Annotated in this window: 23 protein-coding genes; 6 read left to right on the top strand and 17 right to left on the bottom strand. The window is 55.8% G+C overall.

Annotated features, from left to right (window positions below; translation table 11 throughout):
* Positions 1-122: 122 nt before the first annotated feature.
* The 5 genes from BN1189_RS01150 to BN1189_RS01170 form a co-directional block, all read right to left on the bottom strand.
* Positions 123-2,048: an ABC transporter permease gene (locus tag BN1189_RS01150; RefSeq protein ID WP_040224760.1), complete on the bottom strand. Its 1,926-nt coding sequence runs from the start codon at positions 2,046-2,048 to the stop codon at positions 123-125.
* Positions 2,020-2,793 carry an ABC transporter ATP-binding protein gene (locus BN1189_RS01155; RefSeq protein ID WP_040224762.1) on the bottom strand — a complete coding sequence of 258 codons (774 nt, stop codon included), beginning with the start codon at positions 2,791-2,793 and terminating at the stop codon, positions 2,020-2,022. Before BN1189_RS01155 ends, BN1189_RS01150 begins: the two co-directional genes overlap by 29 nt.
* Positions 2,774-3,802 carry a sensor histidine kinase gene (locus tag BN1189_RS01160; RefSeq protein ID WP_040224764.1) on the bottom strand — a complete coding sequence of 343 codons (1,029 nt, stop codon included), beginning with the start codon at positions 3,800-3,802 and terminating at the stop codon, positions 2,774-2,776. The genes BN1189_RS01155 and BN1189_RS01160 overlap by 20 nt, the downstream gene beginning before the upstream one ends.
* Positions 3,799-4,503: a response regulator transcription factor gene (locus tag BN1189_RS01165; protein WP_040224766.1), complete on the bottom strand. Its 705-nt coding sequence runs from the start codon at positions 4,501-4,503 to the stop codon at positions 3,799-3,801. Before BN1189_RS01165 ends, BN1189_RS01160 begins: the two co-directional genes overlap by 4 nt.
* Positions 4,504-4,825: 322 nt before the next feature.
* Positions 4,826-5,818: a lipoate--protein ligase gene (locus BN1189_RS01170; RefSeq protein ID WP_040224767.1), complete on the bottom strand. Its 993-nt coding sequence runs from the start codon at positions 5,816-5,818 to the stop codon at positions 4,826-4,828.
* A 196-nt stretch (positions 5,819-6,014) separates the two neighbouring features.
* Between BN1189_RS01170 and yhfH the strand changes: the two genes are divergently transcribed.
* Complete coding sequence (gene yhfH / locus BN1189_RS01175) at positions 6,015-6,140, top strand: protein YhfH (protein WP_069201931.1); 126 nt, start codon at positions 6,015-6,017, stop codon at positions 6,138-6,140.
* Positions 6,141-6,460: 320 nt separating this feature from the next.
* Here yhfH and BN1189_RS01180 read toward each other — a convergent pair whose 3' ends face one another.
* From BN1189_RS01180 to aceA, 5 genes are all read right to left on the bottom strand, one after another.
* On the bottom strand, positions 6,461-7,756 hold the full coding sequence (locus BN1189_RS01180; RefSeq protein WP_040224768.1) for a S41 family peptidase: 1,296 nt from the start codon (positions 7,754-7,756) through the stop codon (positions 6,461-6,463).
* Between the two features lie 386 nt (positions 7,757-8,142).
* A complete protein-coding gene (locus tag BN1189_RS01185) occupies positions 8,143-8,424 on the bottom strand; it encodes a Fe3+-siderophore ABC transporter permease (RefSeq protein ID WP_257125350.1) in 282 nt (93 codons plus the stop codon).
* Between the two features lie 236 nt (positions 8,425-8,660).
* Complete coding sequence (locus BN1189_RS16235) at positions 8,661-8,786, bottom strand: YhfH family protein (protein ID WP_218922843.1); 126 nt, start codon at positions 8,784-8,786, stop codon at positions 8,661-8,663.
* Between the two features lie 26 nt (positions 8,787-8,812).
* The gene (gene aceB, locus BN1189_RS01190) at positions 8,813-10,420 is read right to left on the bottom strand and encodes a malate synthase A (RefSeq protein WP_040224769.1); all 1,608 of its coding nucleotides are present in this window, start codon (positions 10,418-10,420) and stop codon (positions 8,813-8,815) included.
* 18 nt (positions 10,421-10,438) lie between these two features.
* Complete coding sequence (gene aceA / locus BN1189_RS01195) at positions 10,439-11,716, bottom strand: isocitrate lyase (RefSeq protein ID WP_040224771.1); 1,278 nt, start codon at positions 11,714-11,716, stop codon at positions 10,439-10,441.
* Positions 11,717-11,864: 148 nt separating this feature from the next.
* On the opposite strand from aceA, the gene BN1189_RS01200 reads away from it, so the two are divergent.
* Positions 11,865-12,554, top strand: a complete 690-nt coding sequence (locus BN1189_RS01200) for a LytTR family DNA-binding domain-containing protein (RefSeq protein WP_179860873.1) — start codon at positions 11,865-11,867, stop codon at positions 12,552-12,554.
* A gap of 96 nt (positions 12,555-12,650) precedes the next feature.
* Here the strand turns inward: BN1189_RS01200 and BN1189_RS01205 are convergent, their stop codons facing one another.
* The 4 genes from BN1189_RS01205 to hemE all read right to left on the bottom strand — a co-directional run bounded on the left by BN1189_RS01205 (position 12,651) and on the right by hemE (position 15,512).
* Positions 12,651-12,917, bottom strand: coding sequence for a hypothetical protein (locus BN1189_RS01205; protein WP_040224773.1), 267 nt, complete (start codon positions 12,915-12,917; stop codon positions 12,651-12,653).
* A 358-nt stretch (positions 12,918-13,275) separates the two neighbouring features.
* On the bottom strand, positions 13,276-13,428 hold the full coding sequence (locus BN1189_RS15920; RefSeq protein ID WP_179860874.1) for a hypothetical protein: 153 nt from the start codon (positions 13,426-13,428) through the stop codon (positions 13,276-13,278).
* Positions 13,429-13,513: 85 nt separating this feature from the next.
* Positions 13,514-14,446, bottom strand: a complete 933-nt coding sequence (gene hemH, locus BN1189_RS01210) for a ferrochelatase (protein WP_040224774.1) — start codon at positions 14,444-14,446, stop codon at positions 13,514-13,516.
* Between the two features lie 25 nt (positions 14,447-14,471).
* A complete protein-coding gene (hemE, locus tag BN1189_RS01215) occupies positions 14,472-15,512 on the bottom strand; it encodes a uroporphyrinogen decarboxylase (protein WP_040224883.1) in 1,041 nt (346 codons plus the stop codon).
* A 194-nt stretch (positions 15,513-15,706) separates the two neighbouring features.
* Between hemE and BN1189_RS01220 the strand changes: the two genes are divergently transcribed.
* On the top strand, positions 15,707-16,231 hold the full coding sequence (locus BN1189_RS01220; RefSeq protein WP_040224775.1) for an antibiotic biosynthesis monooxygenase family protein: 525 nt from the start codon (positions 15,707-15,709) through the stop codon (positions 16,229-16,231).
* 156 nt (positions 16,232-16,387) lie between these two features.
* Here BN1189_RS01220 and BN1189_RS01225 read toward each other — a convergent pair whose 3' ends face one another.
* Positions 16,388-16,603, bottom strand: coding sequence for a YgaP family membrane protein (locus tag BN1189_RS01225; protein ID WP_040224776.1), 216 nt, complete (start codon positions 16,601-16,603; stop codon positions 16,388-16,390).
* A gap of 189 nt (positions 16,604-16,792) precedes the next feature.
* Between BN1189_RS01225 and BN1189_RS01230 the strand changes: the two genes are divergently transcribed.
* A complete protein-coding gene (locus BN1189_RS01230; protein ID WP_040224884.1) occupies positions 16,793-17,956 on the top strand; it encodes a M20 metallopeptidase family protein in 1,164 nt (387 codons plus the stop codon).
* Between the two features lie 47 nt (positions 17,957-18,003).
* Here the strand turns inward: BN1189_RS01230 and BN1189_RS01235 are convergent, their stop codons facing one another.
* Positions 18,004-18,900, bottom strand: a complete 897-nt coding sequence (locus BN1189_RS01235) for an ABC transporter permease subunit (RefSeq protein WP_040224778.1) — start codon at positions 18,898-18,900, stop codon at positions 18,004-18,006.
* Complete coding sequence (locus BN1189_RS01240) at positions 18,897-19,841, bottom strand: ABC transporter permease subunit (RefSeq protein WP_040224780.1); 945 nt, start codon at positions 19,839-19,841, stop codon at positions 18,897-18,899. The genes BN1189_RS01235 and BN1189_RS01240 overlap by 4 nt, the downstream gene beginning before the upstream one ends.
* A gap of 142 nt (positions 19,842-19,983) precedes the next feature.
* On the opposite strand from BN1189_RS01240, the gene BN1189_RS01245 reads away from it, so the two are divergent.
* Together BN1189_RS01245 and lepB are read left to right on the top strand one after the other, a co-directional pair.
* Entirely contained in the window at positions 19,984-21,039 is a 1,056-nt protein-coding gene (locus tag BN1189_RS01245) for a C45 family autoproteolytic acyltransferase/hydolase (RefSeq protein ID WP_040224781.1), read from the top strand.
* Positions 21,040-21,207: 168 nt separating this feature from the next.
* Positions 21,208-21,804 (top strand): signal peptidase I, encoded by a 597-nt coding sequence (gene lepB, locus BN1189_RS01250; protein WP_052455560.1) that lies wholly within the window; start codon positions 21,208-21,210, stop codon positions 21,802-21,804.
* Positions 21,805-21,847 lie beyond the last annotated feature (43 nt).

Below are 21,847 nucleotides of genomic sequence, written 5' to 3' on the forward strand. Positions count from 1 at the left end.
AGGAAACGTTGTCTTTATCTGCAAAAGCGTTATCTTTTTAACCGTTCCCCGGCAGGAACCCGCCCTTCCGAGGCCACGAAAAAAAGCCGCGCCGGGCGGCTTTTTTCATCATCCATCCGATTTCACACCGGCCCCCGGACATGCGCCAGGTAGCGCCATCTGATGAGGTAAAAATAGAGCAGCTGGATGACCGTGAATCCGATGAGGACGAGCGCCATCTCCTTCACGATCGAGATGTCGGTGAGTTCCTTCCAGATCGCCTGCAGGGACAGGAACGCGAACGAGCTGTGCAGCATGGCGATCCCCCACGGCAGGAAGAACTGTGGCACGAGCTGGCGGTTGACGATCGTCACAAACTCCCGGTCCGTGAGCCCGAGCCGCTTCAGGATGCCCGCCTGCCGCCTGTCGCGGTCGAGCATCGTGTACAGCTTGAAATAAATGAAGCTGCCCGCAGCCAAGAGGAACACGGAAGCGACGAGAAGGCCGGTGAGGAGCAGCAGATGGAACGTCGACCGGATGACCGCGTAGTCCGCCCCCGGATTCTCAAAGAAGAAGGGAAGTGCATCGGTCCGGCCGGCGAGCGCCGCCTGCGACATAATCGCCGACAACCCGAGGCCGACGCCGACCGTCTCCTCCCAGTCCGGCACATCGTACGCATAAAACGTGTACAGCCGGTCAGCCTGGGCAGAGGCGGCTTTGATGAAATCCGTCTCGCTCAGGACAACCGAGTTCGTCCCGAGGCTGTAGGCCGGGAACAGCAGATCGTCCATCGTGCCGCGGACGGCAACCTCCACGCCGCTTTTCTCCAGAACCGTGTCGATCTCCGCCCCTTCCAGACGCGACGCGGCTTCCGGTGAATAAGGAAGGAACGCCGCTTCTCCCGGCCGGAGCCGGATCTCGTTCCTCCCGAGCACGCGGGCGAGCCGGTTGACGTCGCTTTCGCGCAGCACATTCAATTCCTGTCCCGAGAAGGAGGACTGCTCGCGCAGCACCGTGAGCGGCACTTCGCTGAACGCGAGCCCCCGCTGTTTCAGATCCCGTCTCAATGACTGGATATGTGCCGCCTCGTCCGGGTTGTCCGGCTGGCTGACGTAGACGAGGCCGAGCGGATTGAGCGCCCGGTACTGCGCCGTGTACGACGCGAGGCTCGCGAGCGTGCCGACGGACAGGAACGCCACGGTCGACACGATGGCGACGATGAAGAACATATTGGCGTTGTCTTTGATCTTCGCCGCCGTCTCGGCGAATGACACGAGGCGCGCACGCCGCCAGTACAGGCTCTTGCGCTTCCGGACGAAATCCAGCAGCCCGAGCACCGAATGGGAGAAGAAATAATACGTCCCGAGCGTGGCGGCGGGCGGCAGGAGGACGGCCAGGTACAGCACGTTCACCCGCCCGGCGAACAGCGCGGCGGCATAGGAGGCGAGCAGCAGGCCGATCCCCGATGCTGCTTTCACCTTCGAATAGCCGAACGGGTCCGCGGTCCCGCCGACCCCTTTCCGGAAGTCGGCGATGTCCCGCATCCGGACGATCAAGGCGGAGAACAGGCCGATGATCAGGAACAGGCTGAGGAACGCGCCCGCCGTGAGGGCGAACGGCTTCCACGACAGATAAAGCGGCAGTTCCGGCAGCCGGAGAAGCTCCCGGACAATCATGAAGAAATACTTGGAGAAGGCGAACCCGATCGCGATGCCGCTCGTGATCGACGCCGCCCCGAGCAGCAGCATCTCAAGGAACAGCAGACGGCCGAGCTGGCGCCGCTCCATGCCGATCTGGAGCAGGAGCGCAAATTCCCCGGAACGTGCCTGCATGAACGCCCGCATCGAATAAAACAGGAAAAACAGCGTGAACACGTAGAGGATCAGGTCCGCGGCCGTCATCCCGATCAACGTCACGCCGGTGATGAGCCGCTCCCCGATCCCCGGGTGGAACATGAGCATGGAGTACAGGAAAAACACCGTGACCGAAAAGACGCTCGCGAGGAAAAATGCCGCGTACACGCGGCGGTTGCGGACGACGTTACGGTAGGCGAACTGACGAAAGGTCATCGACATTCCCCCCGAGGAGCGACAGCATGTTCAGGATGCGCTGGAAGAAGGTCCGGCGGCGGTCATCCCGGTGGATCTCGTTGTAGTACGCCCCGTCTTTGATGAACAGCACCCGGTCGCAGTAGCTCGCCGCGATCGGGTCGTGCGTCACCATGATGAACGTCGTGCCGTTCTCCCGGTTGATCGTCGACATGAGGTCCAGCACTTCCCGCGCGGCATGCGAGTCGAGGTTCCCCGTCGGCTCGTCGGCGAGCACGAGAGACGGCTTGTGGACGAGCGCACGGGCGATCGCCGTCCGCTGCTCCTGCCCGCCCGAGATCTCATCCGGCCGTTTCTGAAGGATTCCATCAAGTCCGAGCCGGGCCGACACCGCCTTCACCCGCGCGTCCATCTCGGCAACAGGCACCTGGTCGAGCGTGAGCGGCAGCACGATGTTCTCCTCGACCGTCAGCATCCGCAGCAGGTTGAAATCCTGGAAGACGAAGCCGAGCTCCTGTCTTCTGAAGCGGGCGGCTTCGTCCGGCTTCAGCGACGCCGGATCCGTTCCCGCGACCTGGATGCGGCCGGACGTCGGCAGATCGATCCCCGAGATGAGATTGAGCAGCGTCGTCTTGCCGCTGCCCGACGGCCCCATCACCGCGAGGAACTCCCCGTCCGCCACTTCGAAGCTGAGCCGGTCGAGCGCCCGGTGCGTCACTTTCCCTTCATAGATCTTGATAACTTCTTCAATCTCGACGATCGGCATCCGATTCCCTCTTTTCCTCTTCGTGCTGGTCGGTGAACAGGACGGACACCGCCGTCCCTTCCCCCGGTGTCGACCGGATCTCCAGGCGGTGGCCGAGCTGGTCGCACACTTCCTTCGCGATGAACAGCCCCATCCCGGTCGACTCGCCTGTGAGCCGGCCGTTTTCGCCCGTGAAGAACGCCTTCGTCACGCGGTTCAGGTCGGAGGCGGGAATCCCGATCCCTTCGTCTCGGACGGTGAGGCGGATCCCCTCCTCCGTCCGGTCTGCGGTGAAATGGACCCGGCTGCCGGGCTCCGGCGAATACTTCACGGCGTTCGTGATGAACTGGGCGATGATCGTCTTCATCCACTTCGGATCGGTCGTGACGGTGAGCCCGTCTTCCACCGCCGCTTCCGGATACACCCGGTTCGAGATGAACAGCTTCTTATGATCCGAGATGACTTCCCGGACGAGCGCACCGAGATCCGCCCGGCCGACGTGCAAATCCCGCTCGAACGTCCCGAGCCGGGCATTGAGCAGGACCGTTTCCAGCCCCCGGCGGATCCGGTCAGTCTCGGTCCCGATCGCGGCCCGGTCGATCTCGTCTTCCTGGAGGAGCAGCGTGATGACCGACAGCGGCGTCTTCATCTGGTGCACCCACTGGTTCATGAACGTTTCATGGCGGCTCTTTTCCTCATAGAGCGCCTGCACTTCCCGCTCGTAAAGCGCATACGACTCGTGGGCGAACCGCTCGACTTCGCGCGGCTCCGGCGACTTCGCCGTCCGCGTGAGCAGATTGTCCATCTTGTCCGGGTGCCGGAGGATCGCGTTATAAAACGCCCGCCGGTTAATGAAACGCGCCGTCAGGAACAGTGTCGTGAGCAGCACGACCATGACGACGGAGTAAACCGCCGTGTCGATATTGCGGAAGCCGTCCAGCCAGTAAAGCGACAGGATGAACACAGTGAGCAGCGCATGGAACACGAAGTACGCGGAGTGCTCCGCGATGAACAGGCGGAGCCCCTTCATGCTTCCTCCGGATCCGGGATGAACCGGTAGCCCGCGCCCCGCACCGTCTCGATCTGCGACTTGATGCCGTACTCGGCGAGCTTCTTGCGCACACGGGTCATGTTCACATTGAGGGTGTTCTCGTCGACGAACGACTGGTCATCCCACAGCTCCTCGAGGAACCGCTCGCGCGTCACGACTTTCGGCGACTCGGACAGCAGCAACTCCAGGATGACGCACTCTTTCTTCTGGAGCGGGATTTCTTCTCCGTGCGCATGCAGCTCCATCCGCTCCGGATACAGCTCGAGGCGGCCGAGCCGGATTGTGCGCTCCTCCTGCTTCGGCGCATACTCCCCGAACGAGCGGCGCAGATGGCTACGGATCTTCGCGAGGACGATCTCGTAGTTGAACGGCTTCGTGATGAAATCGTCCCCGCCGTTCTCAAGCGCAAACACCTGGTCCATCTCGCCCGACCGCGCGGAAATGAACAAGATCGGCACCGTCGTCCGTTGCCGGAGCTGGCGGCACCAGTAATAGCCGTCATAGGATGGAAGATTGATATCGAGCAGGATCAGGTGCGGCGAAAACTCGGCCTCTGATTCGAGGATCCGGTCGAAATCCTCCGCTGTCCGCACATCGTAATGATATTTCCGGAGCGTCTCGGCAAGCAGCCGCGCAATCGTCCGGTCGTCTTCAATAATCAGGATTCGGTGCTTCTCCACAGTCTGGCCTCCATTGGTTCATCGTTTGAGGGTGAAACGTTGTGTATCTTCGTGGGAGCGTTGTGTATCTCGGGTAAACGTTGTCTATCTTTTGGAAAGCGTTGTTTATCTTTTGGAAAGCGTTGTTTATCTCGAGTGAAACGTTGCGTATCTTCGGCGAAACGTTGCGTATCTTCGGTGAAACGTTGCGTATCTTCGGTGAAACGTTGCGTATCCTCGGCGAAACGTTAATTATCTGAGCTGAGACGTTCATCAAAGCGATCATTTTCACCCCCATCATATCAAAAAGGCCTGACGTCCGTCAGGCCCTTCCGGTTGCGTCTCAGTAGATGAGATCGATGAATTGGTCTTTCGTGATGCCGCCCAGGAGCTTTTCGATGTCGAGGCCGGAGAGGGCCTGTTCGATCGCTTCGTGGCTGTACTGCACGCCTTTGAGCGCCTCTTCGATTTCGGCGACTTCGCCGACGCCGAAGAAATCGCCGAAGATGGCGGCGTCTTCAATCTTGCCTTTGTTCACTTCGAGCTTCACGTCAATGCCGCCGACCGGGAAGCGCTGCGAGTGGGACATGTTGAACTTCGGCGACTTGCCGTAGTTCCAATCCCAGTTGCCGTACCGTTTCTCGGACAGTTTCTTGATGTTCTCCCAGTCGTCTTCGGTGAGCTCCAGGTACTCGATGTTTTCCTTGCCCCCGAAGATCTCCTCGAGCAAGTACTGACGCAGCTCTTCAATCGTCATCGGCTCTTCAAGGAACTCGGAAATATTCGCCACTCGCGAGCGGATCGACTTGATCCCCTTCGACTCGATCTTGTCTTTCTTCACCTTCAGCGCGTTGACGACTTCCTCCACGTCGGTGTCGAACATGAGCGTGCCGTGGCTGTACATCCGCCCTTTCGTCGAGAACTGAGCATTCCCGGAAATCTTCCGTCCCTCGACGGTGAGGTCATTTCGGCCCTGCAGCTCTGCATTGACGCCGAGCTTCTGCAGTGCATCGACGACCGGCTGCGTGAACTTCCGGAAGTTGCGGAAACTTTCTCCGTCGTCTTTCGTAATGAAACTGTAGTTCAAGTTGCCGAGGTCGTGGTACACTGCACCCCCGCCGGACAAACGGCGGACGACCTTGATGCCGTTCTTGTCCACATAGTTCGCGTCAATCTCCTCGATCGTGTTCTGGTTCCGGCCGACGATGATCGACGGACCGTTGATATAGAACAGGAGATAAGAATCCTCGTCCGTGTCGAATGTATTCAATATGTACTCTTCGATTGCCAGGTTGATGTACGGATCGTGAATGCCTTTGTTATCAATGAATTTCATGCTTCAGCCTCCCCGTTTCTGATGGATTCTATTTTACCACAGCCGGCGCCGATCCACCGTTCATCCGTTTAAACCGCTGTTTCGTCAGTAAATTTGGTTAATTGGGCGAAAAGCGTTGACACTTCCTCCGCTGTTATAATACACTATGGACATCACGAACAAGTTGTATAACAAAAAACGAGAGGAGAATGACCCTATGATTGAAAACGTCGTTGAATTCTTCAAGAACCTCCCTCCGAAAATGTGCGCAAGCTGCGGTGAGCAGATCGAGGAGCAGCACGAGTGCTACTCCAACAAATGCGACAAATGCAACTGCGAATAAGCCAAGTGACCCCGCGATGGAAAACATAAAAAGAGTATCCCCCGCAGCGCCGGTCGGGATACTCTTTTAGTTTTGGTTGTTTTTCCTATGTAGGAGTGAAGGATTAAAGAGAATCACAGTTATGATAATGATCAAGGGAGAAGCAGCTTTCGTAACCAGTCGATCGTCTGTCAGTGTCAGTACAATAAACGATAGAATACCTCCGGTTATACACCCCAGTAGAAGACGTTTTTTACTCACAAATGTTCTCTCTCCCTTCAAAAGATCGGCGGGCATTTTCTCTAAGGAGTATCAAATAGACAAAGCAGGAACCCTCCCTATCAATATACATAGCCCCCAGTCGTCTTTTCCTGCAGTAACTTTATAGCTTCTTCCAGGTCTATATCCGCCTCAACATGTTTCGGCGTCCATGGAATATAAATATCGGGCTTAATTCCTTGTTCAGCCCCTGCTTTGCGGTGATCTAATTGAGTTAATCGAGATGTTGCGTACATAAGTTTAAATCGGTCATCCCAAACCATTTCAGATAGATTCGAATAGTCGTTGACGCCCATCGTCGGCCTGCCAATCACCACTACCTTAGGGGATTGTTTGCACAGATAAACAAATATATCCCCTGCGCTCCCACAGTAATTATCCGTTAGGACGACAATATTTTCAGGAAAGTCTAAGCCAGTGACTTCAAATCCGGAATCACTGTTCTCATCATCAAAATTAACAAATCCCTTTCCCCGATACCTTTCCCAAGTTTGTTCTTTCCATTGTTTAAGTCCTTCGCGATACTCTTCATTTTCAATCGTTTCCAGTTCTTCATCAATCGCTTTTATGATTAAATCTGCGTTCCTGTTTGTGCAGTTTACCTTCATATTATAGAAGGTGAAGTCAATTTTATTTGTTCCTTTGGGAAAGAGATACTTTTCCAAAGCTTTATACGACAACGTACTCCCGCCTAAATTTGTCCGAACATCAATTATTAGGTTCGATGTATTCTCCAGGAGATCTTTATGTGCTTCTAATAATTGATCAATAGGTGCCGGCTCCCAGAAGTCAGACAGAGTCATAAGTAATGTATCATGATCGATTTTCCTGATGGTATGCTGCCGTTTGTATTCTGCTTTTTCGTATTTCTTTAACTCGATAAGGCGAATATCGCCTTTTGCATCCATCACTTCAGCAAGATTATATTTTGGAATGACTCTTCTCCAGTCCTCACGCTCCGCCTTTGTTTCCATCAATTCCCGTTGATGTTTTTCTATCAATTCCGATATAGGTAACTGATCCAGTGATAGAATTACCTCACCTAAGTTCAAGCGGTTTTCATTGGTAATCGCCGTGATATACAGCTTATCCTTATGCCGTCTTACCCGAAAACCGTTATCGAATTCCTCTTGTGAATGTTTTTCAATCAAACCGAAAGATAAGTGCGGGTCTTTAAAATCCAATAGATAATCCTGAACAATTTCTAAAAAGTCACTCACCATTAAATCATTGTTGCTCTCTAAACTCCTAATTCTATCTTCATAAGGACTTGGTTTATCCCAGCCTTTTTTGTCTATGTATCCCGAATAGTCATGGTGCATAATATTCACCAATTCCCGGAAGATTTCTGTGTACATCTTTTCACGCCCCTTTAAAAATATCTGTATCCCAGTAATGAGTTCATTTACGGCACCTACTTATAAATTTTGAGTCGTCAGATTAACGCGGCAGTCGGTAGATTCCCTATCCTAATTGGCAGGTGAGCATCTTCAACCGGTAAATAACATGAAAAAGTCGGAATATTGCAGTTTTATCTTACCACGATTTTCGTCTGCTCTTCAAGATTATCCTGCTATCTGTTCCTAATTCATTCAATATGAAAGCTAGTAAATCCTTTTCCAAAGGCTTTGTTATATAATACCGTTGATAAAAAAATAATAAAGACCCATTTCTAGGTCCTTGTTTCGCTGAATCACTTCATCTTCTGTCTTTAGTTGATAAAATGTTACACAATTGCACTCCATTAGCTGAAGAAAAAATAGCCATACGCTGTTACACCCACAATTCCTAACAAGGCAAGAAAAGCACTTGTAGAAAAATTGGTCTTTCCTCTTTTCCAGCTTACAATACTTGTAGTAAACCAACTAATAAACACCATAATGACACCAATATGCTGAATCCACTTTGCATCTAGTATAATGCCTGAGTATGTAATCAATAGGCCCAGAACTAATAACCCTACCCCCAAAAGAGCTATTGGTTGTTTAAATTCATCTTTAAATCTTTGTTTTTCTTTACTATCCATTTTTAAGTAATCATTTATCATAAAAAAGGTCGGCAAAATTCATATTGATATAACAAAGAGAATCTGTATCATTTCGCATACTCCTCTCCGACCTTTATCAATAATTTGACTTCGTTTGTTGAATAACTCTGAGCTTTAATATTCATACGTTCTTAATGATTGATAAGTTTCAGAGCCTTTCCGAAAAGAAAGAGCCACCGCTCCAACCGGTGGCTCTTTACATATTGGCTTCTGCCTCACAGCTCCTGCTTTCCGATGCACCGCTCGCACTCGTGATGAGGGGACTCGACTTTCTCGATGATTTCGCAGCCGCATTCCACACAGATCTTCTTCATCTTCGGTTTCCGGTTGATGTTTGTCATTCAGATCTCCTCCTGTGTTGGTTGGATTAGTTCAGTTGTCCATAACCCGGCAGCGTGAGGAATTCTTCAAATTCGTCTTTTTCCGTGAGTTCGGTGAACAGGTCGGCGGCCTGCTGGATTTTGCCTTCGGCGAATCGGTCGGCGCCTTGTTCTTTGCGGATCTTCCACAGTTCTTCCTGGAGCAGCTGACGGAACAGGCCGGCGGTGATGTCGCGGCCGTCGTCGAGCCTGGCCTCCGGGTGGCGGATCCATTGCCAGATCTGAGAGCGTGAGATTTCGGCGGTCGCGGCGTCCTCCATCAGATTGTTGATCGGGACGGCGCCGCTTCCGCACAGCCACGCGGCGATGTAGCGGATGCCGACGTTGATGTTCGTCCGGATGCCTTCCTCGGTGATCGTGCCTTCCGGGACCTGAAGCAGATCCGCGGCGGTCACGTGCACGTCTTCGCGCTTGTTGTCGAGCTGGTTCGGCCGTTCGCCGAGCACCCGGTCAAATTCTCTCATGGCGACCGGAACGAGTCCCGGGTGGGCGACCCACGTGCCGTCGTGGCCGTCGGTCGCTTCCCGCCGTTTGTCTTCCGCGACTTTTTGGAATGCGTCGGCGTTCGCTTCCTCGTCGCCTTTCACCGGAATCTGCGCGGCCATGCCGCCGATCGCCATCGCGCCCCGCCGGTGGCATGTCTTCACACAAAGCTGCGTGTAGGCCCGCATGAACGGCGCGGTCATCGTCACCTGGCTGCGGTCCGGCACGAGCACTTCCGGCTGGTTGCGGAACCGTTTCACGTAGCTGAAAATGTAGTCCCAGCGCCCGCAGTTGAGACCCGCCGCATGGTCGCGCAGCTCATAGAGGATTTCATCCATCTCAAATGCGGCGAGAATCGTCTCGATCAGGACGGTCGCCCGGATCGTGCCGTTCGGGATGCCGAGCCGCTCCTGTGCATACTCGAACACGTCGTTCCAGAGCCGTGCCTCCAGATGGCTTTCGACCTTCGGCAAGTAGAAGTACGGCCCGGTCCCCCGTCGGATCTGTTCCTGTGCGTTATGGTAGAAGAACAGTCCGAAGTCGAACAGGCTGCCGGATATCGGCTCGCCGTCCACCGTCACATGGCGCTCGTCGAGGTGCCAGCCCCTCGGCCGTACGATGAGCACGGCCGTTTTTTCATTCAGCTTATATTCTTTCCCGTCGGATTCCCTCGTATAGGAGATCGTCCGCCGTACAGCGTCGGATAGGTTTTTCTGACCCTCGACCATGTTTTCCCAAGTCGGGCTCGTCGCGTCTTCAAAGCAGGCCATGAACGTCTTTGCGCCTGAATTGAGCGCGTTGATGACCATTTTGCGTTCGACCGGACCGGTGATCTCCGTCCGGCGGTCTTTCAGGTCGTCCGGAATCGGTGCGACCGTCCATTCGCTTTCCCGGATCTGTTCCGTCTCAGGAAGGAAATCCGGCTGTTCGCCGGCGTCGAACCGGGCCTGCCGCTCCTGCCTTTTCTCCAGCAGCTCCAGCCGGCGCCCGTTGAACCGCTCATGCAGCTCGGCGAGAAAAGCGAGTGCGTCCGGTGTCAAGATTTCCGGTGAATACGGCGTCTTGCCGCCCGTCACGGTGATCGTCCGCAATTCTGTCGTCTTGTTCGTCATCTCGATCCGCTCCCTTCCTCAAACAAACTGTGCCGTTTCCGTCGATCCTTCCATCGCTGTCGTGGAAGAAGTGCCGCCCGAAATGACCTGTGCCACTTCGTCGAAGTAGCCCGTGCCGACTTCGCGCTGGTGGCGGGTCGCCGTGTAGCCTTTCTCCTCGCTTGCGAATTCGGCCTGCTGAAGGCGGGAATAGGCAGCCATGCCTTCGTCCTTGTAGGCGTGGGCGAGTTCGAACATGCCGTGGTTGAGCGCGTGGAAGCCGGCGAGCGTGACGAACTGGAACTTGTAGCCCATCTTGCCGAGCTCGCGCTGGTACTCGGCGATCGTCTCCTGATCGAGGTTCGCTTCCCAGTTGAACGACGGCGAGCAGTTGTAGGCGAGCATCTTGCCCGGGAATTTCGCATGGATTGCGTCCGCGAACTGCTTCGCCTCTTCAAGCGACGGGTGGGACGTTTCGCACCAGACGAGGTCTGCGTACGGCGCATAGGCGAGGCCCCGTGCGATCGCCTGGTCGATGCCGGCACGCGTGCGGTAGAATCCTTCCGGCGTGCGCTCTCCTGTGATGAATTCCTGATCCGCCGGGTCGACGTCGCTCGTGATCAGATCCGCGGCATCGGCGTCGGTGCGTGCGATGATGAGTGTCGGCACCCCGAGGACATCAGCCGCGAGGCGTGCCGCGATCAGGTTGCGGACCGCGTTCTGCGTCGGGAGAAGGACCTTCCCTCCGAGGTGGCCGCATTTCTTCTCGGACGCGAGCTGGTCCTCGAAGTGGACGCCCGCCGCACCGGCCTCGATCATCGACTTCATCAGCTCGAAGACGTTCAGCGGACCGCCGAACCCGGCTTCCGCGTCGGCCACGATCGGCGCGAACCAGTCGAACCCTTCGCGTCCTTCCGAGCGGTCGATCTGGTCTGCACGCTGGAGCGCCTGGTTGATCCGCTTGACGACCTGCGGCACGCTGTTCACCGGATACAGGCTCTGGTCCGGATACATCTGTCCGGCGACGTTCGCATCCGCCGCCACCTGCCAGCCGCTCAGATAGATCGCCTTCAGTCCGGCCTTCACCTGCTGCATCGCCTGGTTCCCGGTAAGTGCGCCGAGCGCGTTGATGAACGGCTCTTCATGAAGGGACTTCCAGAGACGCTCCGATCCGCGCCGTGCGAGCGTGTGCTCGACCTGTACCGATCCGCGCAGCCTGTATACGTCCTCCGCCGCGTACGGGCGTTCGATTCCGTTCCACCGCTCTTCTTTCCAGCCAGCCTCGATTTGTTGGATTTCCTTTTGTTTTGTCGTCATATCCGCCACACCTTTCCAGATTTTTTATGGCTGCCGTGAAAAATAGTCCTTTTAGACTGTTCCACAACAGGGGTTGTTGTTGTAGATTACTATATAACAGAGTAATCAATCTTGTCTGTGCTTTCTGACAAAAAGGGGGAAATGGATGATGAAGGCAGGGGAAAATCCGATGAACGGAGGAGATGGGATGACGAACGCTGTGTTGGAACAGTTCACGACCATGATCGGGGAATGGATTCCGGAGGAGGCGGCGCTCGCGGTGGCCGCGGGCGGCAAGTATGTTCATTTCAACGGGAAGGGGCACCGGATTCCGCTTGCGGCGGGCGCGCCGGTCGAACCCGGCAGCATCGCCCACCGGGTACTCAAGGAAAGGAAACGGACGGAAGCCTATTTGGACGGCAGCGACGAGATCCCTCCTTATTACGGGATCGGCTACCCGGTGGAAGTCGGCGAAGAACCCGGCGCGGTCGTCGTCCTTCTGCCGCCGGGCTGGCGGCCGCCCGGCGAAGATCCGGTCCGCTTCCTCACCGGACGGCAGGATGACGAGTGGGTCCCCGTCCCGGTCGGCAAAATCACGCATATCGAGAGCGCTGACAAGAAGACCTGGTTTTACTTGGACGGCGAAGCCTACTCGACGACCCAGACGCTGAAGCAGCTGGAAACCGTGCTGCCGGAATCCTTCCACCGGATCCACCGGTCTTATCTCGTCAACACCGACGCGATTGTCCGCATCCGGAAAGACTTCACCGGGAACCTTCTTGTCGAAACGACCGACGGCGAGGAGCTCCCCGTCAGCCAGACATATGCCTCGGCGCTGAGGGGAACGTTCGGGTTTTGATTGCGGGAAAATAAAATCCAAGAGGCCCGGACTTCATTCAAAATAATGCCGCCCTGCTTATCCACAGCAGGGCGGCATTTCACTATTGAATATCAATCAGCCTTTCACTTCTCCTCTCTCCTTCCGAGTAAGCAGGAACAGCCAGATTGTCAGGGCAAGCGGGATGAGCGGGATGTAGCCGGCCCAGAAGAAAGGCGGCATGGCACCGAGATACCAAGTGCCCGGATAGATCAGGATGGTGCTCGCAAGCATCCACTTCCATGACCGCTTAATCAAAGAGACGATGAAACAGACGGCGGCTGCAATCAACGTCGGATAAAACAGGCCCAGATAACCAAGCAGAACGCCCATGATCGCTTCCATGATTCCTTCGCCCCTTCCCTTGCTTGATATAACACTTCCTATTCAACTTACTTCTCTTTCCCAATCGAAATTCCTCCAAGGGTGAGCCGCTTCCCTATCATTTAAGTTGGCCGGCGAATCCTGTCCGACCACCCATTTTCTTAAACAGCCCTTAACCGTGCTGTCTGAAGCTTTCCATCAGCAATTAGGGAGACGCTCAGGTTTTCAATGGGGAGAATAATTTCGGAGGGCGAGGTGACGAAAAGCGGCGAGTTTGCAGGCTGGAAAATAAAACCTGGACGACTCGGGGCCGAATGCGGACGACTCAGCCCCGGATGTGTCCGACTCGAGGCCGTATCCGGACGACTCGCCACGGATGTCACTCTGCAGATTGAATAACGCCGCCCGGCTCAACCATGGCCGGGCGGCATTTTGCATTTGAGTCGGCGAGTGAGGAGAGTTCGGCCTCGAGTGAGGAGAGTTTGAGCCCGAGTAAGGAGAGTTCGGCCTCGAGTGAGGAGAGTTCGAACATCAGACCAGCCTCCCTACCCTCCCCTTTTCTCCGTTCAATACAAAAACCAGGAGCGGGTCGCTTCCCCTGCTCCTGGTTTCGTCAATTATTGATTCACAACGTCCATCACCGCGTCCGCCATCGCGTCGATGAAGAGCGGGTCGGTGTTCGGCATAGCCGGGCGGTAGTACGCGGCGCCGATTTCGTCGCAGACGACTTTGCATTCGTAGTCGTTGTCATACAGCACTTCGAGGTGTTCGGCGACGAAGCCGAGCGGCGTGTAGACGAACGCTTTGTAGCCGTGTTCGTTGTACAGGTCGCGCGTCAGGTCCTGGACGTCCGGTCCGAGCCAAGGGTCCGGCGTGTTGCCTTCGGACTGCCAGCCGACCGCATACGTTTCGACGCCGGCCGCGTCCGCGACGAGCTTAGCCGTTTCATTCAACTGGTCCGGGTACGGGTCGCCGAGTTCCTTGATCTTCTCCGGCAGCGAGTGCGCGGAGACGACGAGGCAGGCCTCGGACCGCTGTTCTTCCGGCATGGACGCGTACTCTTCCTTGATCTTGTCCGCCCAGTACTGGATGAACTTCGGCTGGCGATAGAAGTCGTGGACCGACTGGATCGTCATATTGCCGAGCTCGGCCGCTTTTTCTTCGGCGCGCGTGTTGTACGATTTCACCGAGAACGTGGAGTAGTGCGGCGCGAGGACGATCGTCACGGCTTCCGTGATGCCGTCTTCGTGCATCTTCTCGACCGTGTCTTCGATGAACGGACGGATGTGCTTGAGTCCGACGTACACCTTGAACTCGATGTCGTCCTGGATTTCGTTGAGCCGCTTGCCGAGTGCTTCCGCCTGTTCGTCGGTCGTGCGGGCGAGCGGGGAGATGCCGCCGATCGCCTCGTAGCGGTTCTTCAGGTCTTCGAGCTGCTCCGGCGCCGGCTTGCGGCCGTGGCGGATGTGGGTGTAGTACGGTTCGATATCTTCTTCTTTATAAGGGGTCCCGTACGCCATGACGAGGAGGCCCATTGTCTTTTTCGCCATTCTGTTCACCTTCCGGTTGGTAGAATTATTTGCGCAGTTCGGCCGAGTACGTATGGACGAGTTCGGTGAGCTTCTTCAGCGTGGCCGGCTGGACATCCGGGAAGACGCCGTGGCCGAGGTTGAAGATGTGCGAGCCGTGCTCGACGCCCTGCTCGATGATTTCCTTCGCGCGGGCTTCGATGATCGGCCAGTCGGCGAGCAGCATCGACGGGTCAAGGTTGCCCATGACCGGCTTCTTGATGCCGCGTGCGTCCGCTTCCTTGATCGGCAGGCGCCAGTCGAGTCCGACGACGTCGACCGGGAGATCGTTCCATTCGTTGGCGAGATGGCTTGCGCCGACGCCGAATGTGATGAGCGGGACGCCCGTCTCTTTCAGCTCGCTGAAGATGCGGGTCATGACCGGCTTGATGAACGTCCGGTAATCCGCCACGTTCAAAGCCCCGACCCACGAATCAAACAGCTGGATCGCCTTCGCGCCGGCCGCGACCTGCGCCTTCACGTAGGCGATGTTCATGTCCGCCAGTTTGTCCATGAGTGCCTGCCAGGCTTCCGGCTCGGACACCATGAACGATTTCGTCAGGTTGTAGCTGCGGGACGGGCCGCCTTCGATCATGTAGCTTGCGAGCGTGAACGGCGCGCCGGCGAATCCGATGAGCGGGACGTCCAGCTGCTCTTGCGTGAGGAGCTTGATCGTTTCCAGCACATACGGCACCTGTTCTTCGGCATGGAATTCGCCGAGCCTGTCGATGTCGGCACGCGAGCGGACCGGGTTCGAGATGACCGGCCCGATGCCCGATTTGATCTTTACGTCGACACCGATCCCGACGAGCGGCGTGACGATGTCCTTGTAAAGGATCGCCGCATCGACGTTGTACTGGTCGACCGGCAGCTTCGTCACGTACGCGCAAAGCTCCGGCTGATGCGTGATCTCCTCGAGCGAATACTTTTCCTTCAGCTTGCGGTATTCCGGCTGCGAACGGCCGGCCTGCCGCATGTACCAGACCGGCGTGTGGTCGACTTTCTCCCCGCGCGCCGCCCGGATCAGTGTGTCATTGAATGTTCCCATCGGCATCGATCCCTGCTTTCTCCGTTGTTGATCCGTTACCAATATAGATGGCCCATCATTTATTGTATAGAGAGGGGCGCGAATTGTCATAGAATTGACCTCGATCCCGACATCATTCGGACACAGTTGTTTGAAGCGCTCCGCGGACGGGGAAAAAGGAACTAAGCAATGGCTTAAACAGGGAGGCTGGGAACATGAATTTCTACACGACAACCGGCACGCCGGACTTCATGGAAACGATCAGGAACAAGCACAGCGGCGAGGACATGGTCCTGCTTTACAGGGCCGGCAACGCACTGCTGCTGCACGAGACACAAGGCAAGACGCTGTTCCAAACGCCGAAGCAGTATGAAGTGATCGGCGCTTCCGGACAGCTTGCAAAACACGGTTATTATGTCATCAATAATATTCCGGTCACGGATGAAGGACGGCCGATCTTCGAGCACCGGTTCGAAAACCGGGCGAAGATGATGGACGGAGTGCCCGGCTTCCTCACCTACCGGCTGCTTCGCCCGGTAAAGTCGGACACGTACCGCGTGCTCACCGCATGGGACAGCAAAGATCATTATGAGCTTTGGAAGGGCTCGAAGGCGTTCGAGCAGGCCCACGCCAAGCAGCGAGAAGCCACGACCGCCGAGAAAGTGCAGCACATCTTCACGAGCGCTTCGTACGTGACCGAGTACACGACGGAGAAAGCCGGCGAGGAAGAGAATGAATAAAAGATGAACGATCGCCCCTGTGCAGATGCAGGGGCGATTTTTGGGGGTCGGGCGGGACAGGGCCGGCCAAGAGACCGATCCTACTTTTGAAATAAGCCCATTCAGCAAAAAGCCCGGGAAGTCAGTTTCACTCTGACTCCCCGGGCTTTCCCGCATTCATTTTGCGATTTTCGTGTTTTCCAGGCCGGCGGCATCGATGAGCGGGCAGTAGTGGACGATGCCTTCCGCGACTTTCTGGGCGCCCATCATGGAAACGAACAGCTGCGTGGCGGACGGCCTGTCCTTCGCCATCTTGGCGGTGGAGTAAGCGAGGAGCGTCAGACCTCCGGTGATGCGGACCATGGAGTTGATCGTGCCGATGTTCTTTTTCATGTTGCTGCCTCCTTCGTCGGTGTACTGACTGTACTTATTCCCGCTTCGGGACTGCGCAAACAACCGATTCCTGAAAATTCCCATTGCCTCGGCTTTCTATCATTGCTATAATAATCAACATTCAAATTATTTCGCTAACCGGAGGGATTCCATATGACGGAACAAACGCTCGGAAATCCGCAGACTGCCATAAAAGAAAAGCTGTTCGCCAAGCTCGAGGCGGCCAATGAAGATATGATTAAGATCCGCCGCCATCTCCATATGCACCCGGAGCTGTCGTTCAAGGAAGAAAAGACGGCCAAGTTTATCCAGGACTTTTATGAGGAGCTCGGTGTCGAAGTGAAGGGCCATGTCGGCGGCAACGGAGTCGTCGCCCGCATCAAAGGCGCCCGCCCCGGCAAGACGGTCGCTCTCCGCGCCGACTTTGACGCCCTTCCGATCGATGATCAGAAAGATGTCGAATACAAATCGACCGTTCCGGGCGTCATGCATGCATGCGGACACGACGGCCACACGGCCACCCTCCTGACGCTCGGCAAAGCCCTTCACGAACTTCGCGATGAGCTTGCCGGCGAATATGTCCTCATTCATCAGCACGCAGAGGAATATGCACCGGGCGGAGCGGTCTCGATGGTTGCCGACGGCTGCCTCGACGGCGTCGACGCCATCTTCGGCACACACCTCTGGTCCCTCACGCCGCTCGGCACGATCGAATACCGGACGGGCCCGGTCATGGCTGCGGCCGACCGTTTCGAGATCAAGGTCCAGGGACGCGGCGGCCACGGCGCGAATCCGCACCAGACGAAGGACGCCGTCGTAATCGGCGCCCAGCTCGTGACGAATCTCCAGCAGCTCGTCTCCCGCCGGGTCGACCCGATCGAGTCCGCCGTCCTGAGCGTCGGTTCGTTCGTCGCGGAAAACGCGTTCAACGTCATCGCCGACTCCGCTTATCTTGCCGGAACCGTGCGGACTTTCAAGCCGGAAATCCGCGACCTCATGGAACGCGAGATCGCCCGTGTTGTCGAAGGCGCCGCGATTGCCGGCGACTGCGAAATCGAACTCGACTACGTCCGGGGCTATCCGGCCGTCGTGAACCATGAGGCCGAAACGGCGTTCATGAAACGGGTCATCAAGGAAGAGCTGCCGGGCGTGGAAGCGCGCGAAACAGCTCCTCACATGGGCGGCGAAGACTTCGCCTACTACCTCGAAAAAGTGCCGGGCACGTTCTTCTTCACCGGTGCGATGTTGGAAGAACCATACCCGCACCACCACCCGCGCTTTGACATCGATGAGCGTGCCCTGCTCGTCGCCGCCAAAGCACTCGGTGCCGCCGCGACCGGTTATCAAGAATAACTCCCTTCACGAAAATCCCCGTTGCCCGCACAGGCATCGGGGATTTTTTATCCACGGCTTCCGAGCCGCTCCGCCCTTCTCTTTTCAAGGCCATCCGCGAGCAGTAGAAAACTGATGATGGCAAAGGTGATGAACGCCAGAGCGGATACCGGAATCCATTGCGCCATCCGCAAATCTTTCTGCAGATCGAGCAGAAGCACCGGCCAGGCATCCGATGTTTCCACTGCCGCATACGTCCCGCGGATTTCCTGAGACATGAACATCTGATTGATGAATACACCGATCACGCCCAGTTGTGCCAGCAGGAACATCACACGGCCGGCTTCACGGGCCAGGATCCCGCCGAGTTCTCGCCCGATCATCGGACTGTAATATCTGCGGAACATGCCAAGGCGGCTTCCTCCGCTGGCAATCGCCGCCTCCATATAGGTTTCATTGCTGAGTTCAACCATCTTGCTCCTGATGAATTCCGCCAGTCTGCCCGTCTCGGCTAAAGCGATGATCAGCGCTGAAAGAACAAGGCGGTTGGGCGAAAACATGATCGGCGGGATCGCCAACAGCAAAACCACGATGATAATCGTCGGCATGAATGAAAAGACGGCCTCCCATACCTTCAGGAGCACTGATCCGACACGGGTATAAAACGAACCGATGCCAAGGATCAAAGACACAGTTGCCCGTACCAGCACGATGCCCAGGACGGTCAGAAGAGTCTCCCGGGTTCCGATCACGATTCTGGATAAGAGATCCACTCCCTTCCGGTCAGAACCGATCACGAAGTCCCCGGATGGTTCGTAGGGCGGTGCAAGGAGCTTTCCCTCATCCGTTTTGATCAGGATGGTTTGTTCTAGTTCCGCATCAATTCCGGGGAGTCGGGGACCGAACAAAGCCAGGATCATAATCACGCCGGTCATCAGCAAGCCGATCGTCAATGTTTTATTCAAAGGGTCCCCTCCCTTCCGCGGACATCCAGCTTATATTTGGCCAGTCCCGAGATGATTTTCATCGCCAGGACCAACAGAGTGAAGTAAAACAAATAGCCGGCGATGGCAAATGTGTTGCCGGTGATCAGCGTACCGAATGAGAACTTGGTCGGATCGCCGAGCGCTTCGTACAAATAAAGAGCGGCTCCCCGGTAATTGGTGAACACCTCGATGATGAGCAGATTGGACAGGATATATAGGATCATCATGTCCGCCTGCGCCAAAATAGGAATGATCCCGTTTTTCAGCATATGTACATACAACACTTTAAACGGATGGGTCCCTTTGGATCGGGCCGTCCGTACATAGTCCATATGTTCTTGGTCACGGAGTGCCCTGAAAGTGGCGTTCGCGATAAAAACGGTCGGATAAACAGAGAGGAACAGGATATTCAGTATTGTCTGCGCCATGGAGTCGTGGCCATAAAGCTCAATATGAGGAATCCATCCTTTGGAGATGGCTGTCAAAAGGCCGATTTGGACGAACACGATGATGACGATGTCCGGTATCGAAAGAAAACCGAACGTCACCCAGCGGCTTGCCATTCCTCCTTTTCTCTCTTTATGGAGGAAATCCAAAATCCCTTTCGCCATCCCGGCAATAAGGGCGACGACGACAGCCGGCACGATCAAAGCCAGACTCCGCCCGAACCGCTGCAGGATCTCCATTGAAGACGGACCGCCCTCCACCCCTCCGAATCCGGGATGGGCGACGAGCAGTGAAAAGAACTCACGAATGTTTGCTATATGCGCTTCCAGGCTGTATTGATAAGTGACTCCTTCGAACTTCAGGAAGGCATTCCCTTCGACGAATTTCACCTCTGTCGGCATGAGGACAATCAGCAACAGAAAACTGAACGCGACCAGCCAAATGACGATGACAGAACCAAGTTCCTTGATCATCCCTTTCACCCCCAACATTCAGAATAGCATGAACTCAGTTATCGATAAACCTGTTTTAGGTATAAGGATCCATGAGTTGACCCGGTGAAAAGACAAGGGCAAGATGAGAAGAGAATGTCTGATCACAAAAGGAATGAAGACCATGAAAGAAATCCACAGCGACATCATCCAGTTCCGCGGCACCCATTATGACTTCGGGTCTCTTCAAGGCGAGCGGCTGCGGGGTTCATTGACCCTTCATAACCGGCAGAGCTCATGGAAAATCCGGAAGCCGCGGTTCCGGATTGACGCAAGTGAAGCGGAAGCCGTCTTCCGGACATATGCCCCCGGTGTCTGGGAGGAGCTCCGCGGCCTGCGGGATGCGCTCGCCCTCCCAATGGAAGACGTGCTGCGCGACTTCGGCGGCTACCGCTCGGAGATCCCGCGGGCCGGCTGCTCGACGATCACGGGCGAAGGGTTCATCGCCCGCAATTACGACTTCCATCCGAATACGTACGAAGGACTTTATGCCGCCTTTCAGCCGACGGACGGCGGACAGGCCGTCATCGGACCGGCCCAGCGGATCACGGGCCGGATGGACGGCCTGAACGAAAGCGGCCTCGCGATGGCGTACAACTTCACCAACCGGAAAAAGCCCGGCGACGGATTCGTCTGCTGGATGGTCGGCCGCATCCTCCTGGAGACCTGCACAAACGTGGACGACGCGGTCCGGCTCCTGCACGAACTCCCCCACCGCGGCTCGTTCAGCTACAACCTGCTCGACAAGGACGGCCGCCGGGCGCTCGTCGAAGCCGGCCCGAGAGGCGTCACCGTCCGGGAGTCTCCGTATTGCTCGAACCATTTCGAAGTGCAGACAGGCGAAAACCGGCATTACCTGAAAGACTCCATCGAACGGCTGGAGACGATGGAATCCGAACCTGCCGCCCTCTCGGATGCCCGGGCGGCCTGGCGCCTCCTGAACGACCGGGAACGCGGCGTCTTCGCCGACAACTACAAAAGCTGGGCCGGCACGATCCACACATCCGCCTACTTCCCCGAAACACTCACCGCCTGGTTCGCCCTCGGAGGCGACACCGAGCCGGTCGCCTTCGATTTCGGGCGCTGGCTCAAAGGGGAGAATTTTGAACGGGAAACCGTGAGCGGCACGGTCGATACGGACATCGGCTTTGCGAACGCGGACCGGTTAAGGGGTAAATGAAAAAGATTTTTTGATTTTCAAAGCGGACGCTTCCCCGGTGGTTTGGAAGCGTCTTTTCTTTCGTCAGGAAATACCATCCTTTATTAAAGGGATAGGGGCACAAAGCGTCTAATACATTGACCAAAGGTCATTTTAGGAGGAGTGAGCAGAATAAGGAGAATTTTAGCCTTGACCGCGGTTTCTTTAAGTTTAGTTTTGGCGGCGTGCACGGGGATCGCTGGTGAGCGTGAGGCGATGACAGATCTGAAAACCGAGGAATCACTCAAAGAGGTCAGCCAAGATGACCACACCTTTTCACTTGAATGGTCAGTTGATTCGATGGATCGGGGGAATCATAATCTCGATACTGAGGTGAACGGGAAACTTGTCGTCTCGAAGAATATTGAACCTCTCGAAAGGGGCGATATTATTTACTATGAGCATGATCAGGATGAACACATCGGTAGAGTCGTAGGGCTGCCCGGGGAAACTGTAGAGATTAAAAAGGGCCAGGTGTTCATTGACGGCCGGAAGCTGGATACGTTTTACGGAACAGCAAGCGTTCGAGGAGTTGGGGAAAAAGAATACTTTGAGAAAACACCGAAGGAAAATTATGATTCTGCAGCAATGAAAGAATACTTTCAGACCCGTATGGAGCCGGTTGATGTAAAAGACGAGACCGTGTTTGTATTGGTTGATCAGTGGTGGCGGGGATCTGACAGCAAAGATTTCGGGCTGATCCCAAATTCCGAGTTGAAAGGTGAAATACTAGGTTATGAAAAATAAAAGGCAAAAAAGAGTCCTTTTTGATCAGGACTCTTTTCTATTG

It is taken from the genome of Bhargavaea cecembensis, assembly GCF_000826125.2.
GTDB lineage: Bacteria > Bacillota > Bacilli > Bacillales_A > Planococcaceae > Bhargavaea > Bhargavaea cecembensis_B.

Excerpts from the sequence above, each read along its gene's own strand:
- BN1189_RS01150 (WP_040224760.1), bottom strand. The coding sequence starts at position 2,048 with ATGACCTTTCGTCAGTTCGCCTACCGTAACGTCGTCCGCAACCGCCGC.
- BN1189_RS01155 (WP_040224762.1), bottom strand. The coding sequence starts at position 2,793 with ATGCCGATCGTCGAGATTGAAGAAGTTATCAAGATCTATGAAGGGAAA.
- BN1189_RS01160 (WP_040224764.1), bottom strand. The coding sequence starts at position 3,802 with ATGAAGGGGCTCCGCCTGTTCATCGCGGAGCACTCCGCGTACTTCGTG.
- BN1189_RS01170 (WP_040224767.1), bottom strand. The coding sequence starts at position 5,818 with ATGAAATTCATTGATAACAAAGGCATTCACGATCCGTACATCAACCTG.
- yhfH (WP_069201931.1), top strand. The coding sequence starts at position 6,015 with ATGATTGAAAACGTCGTTGAATTCTTCAAGAACCTCCCTCCGAAAATG.
- BN1189_RS01180 (WP_040224768.1), bottom strand. The coding sequence starts at position 7,756 with ATGTACACAGAAATCTTCCGGGAATTGGTGAATATTATGCACCATGAC.
- BN1189_RS01185 (WP_257125350.1), bottom strand. The coding sequence starts at position 8,424 with ATGGATAGTAAAGAAAAACAAAGATTTAAAGATGAATTTAAACAACCA.
- BN1189_RS16235 (WP_218922843.1), bottom strand. The coding sequence starts at position 8,786 with ATGACAAACATCAACCGGAAACCGAAGATGAAGAAGATCTGTGTGGAA.
- aceB (WP_040224769.1), bottom strand. The coding sequence starts at position 10,420 with ATGACGAACAAGACGACAGAATTGCGGACGATCACCGTGACGGGCGGC.
- aceA (WP_040224771.1), bottom strand. The coding sequence starts at position 11,716 with ATGACGACAAAACAAAAGGAAATCCAACAAATCGAGGCTGGCTGGAAA.
- BN1189_RS01200 (WP_179860873.1), top strand. The coding sequence starts at position 11,865 with ATGAAGGCAGGGGAAAATCCGATGAACGGAGGAGATGGGATGACGAAC.
- BN1189_RS01205 (WP_040224773.1), bottom strand. The coding sequence starts at position 12,917 with ATGGAAGCGATCATGGGCGTTCTGCTTGGTTATCTGGGCCTGTTTTAT.
- BN1189_RS15920 (WP_179860874.1), bottom strand. The coding sequence starts at position 13,428 with ATGTTCGAACTCTCCTCACTCGAGGCCGAACTCTCCTTACTCGGGCTC.
- hemH (WP_040224774.1), bottom strand. The coding sequence starts at position 14,446 with ATGGCGAAAAAGACAATGGGCCTCCTCGTCATGGCGTACGGGACCCCT.
- hemE (WP_040224883.1), bottom strand. The coding sequence starts at position 15,512 with ATGGGAACATTCAATGACACACTGATCCGGGCGGCGCGCGGGGAGAAA.
- BN1189_RS01220 (WP_040224775.1), top strand. The coding sequence starts at position 15,707 with ATGAATTTCTACACGACAACCGGCACGCCGGACTTCATGGAAACGATC.
- BN1189_RS01225 (WP_040224776.1), bottom strand. The coding sequence starts at position 16,603 with ATGAAAAAGAACATCGGCACGATCAACTCCATGGTCCGCATCACCGGA.
- BN1189_RS01240 (WP_040224780.1), bottom strand. The coding sequence starts at position 19,841 with ATGATCAAGGAACTTGGTTCTGTCATCGTCATTTGGCTGGTCGCGTTC.
- BN1189_RS01245 (WP_040224781.1), top strand. The coding sequence starts at position 19,984 with ATGAAAGAAATCCACAGCGACATCATCCAGTTCCGCGGCACCCATTAT.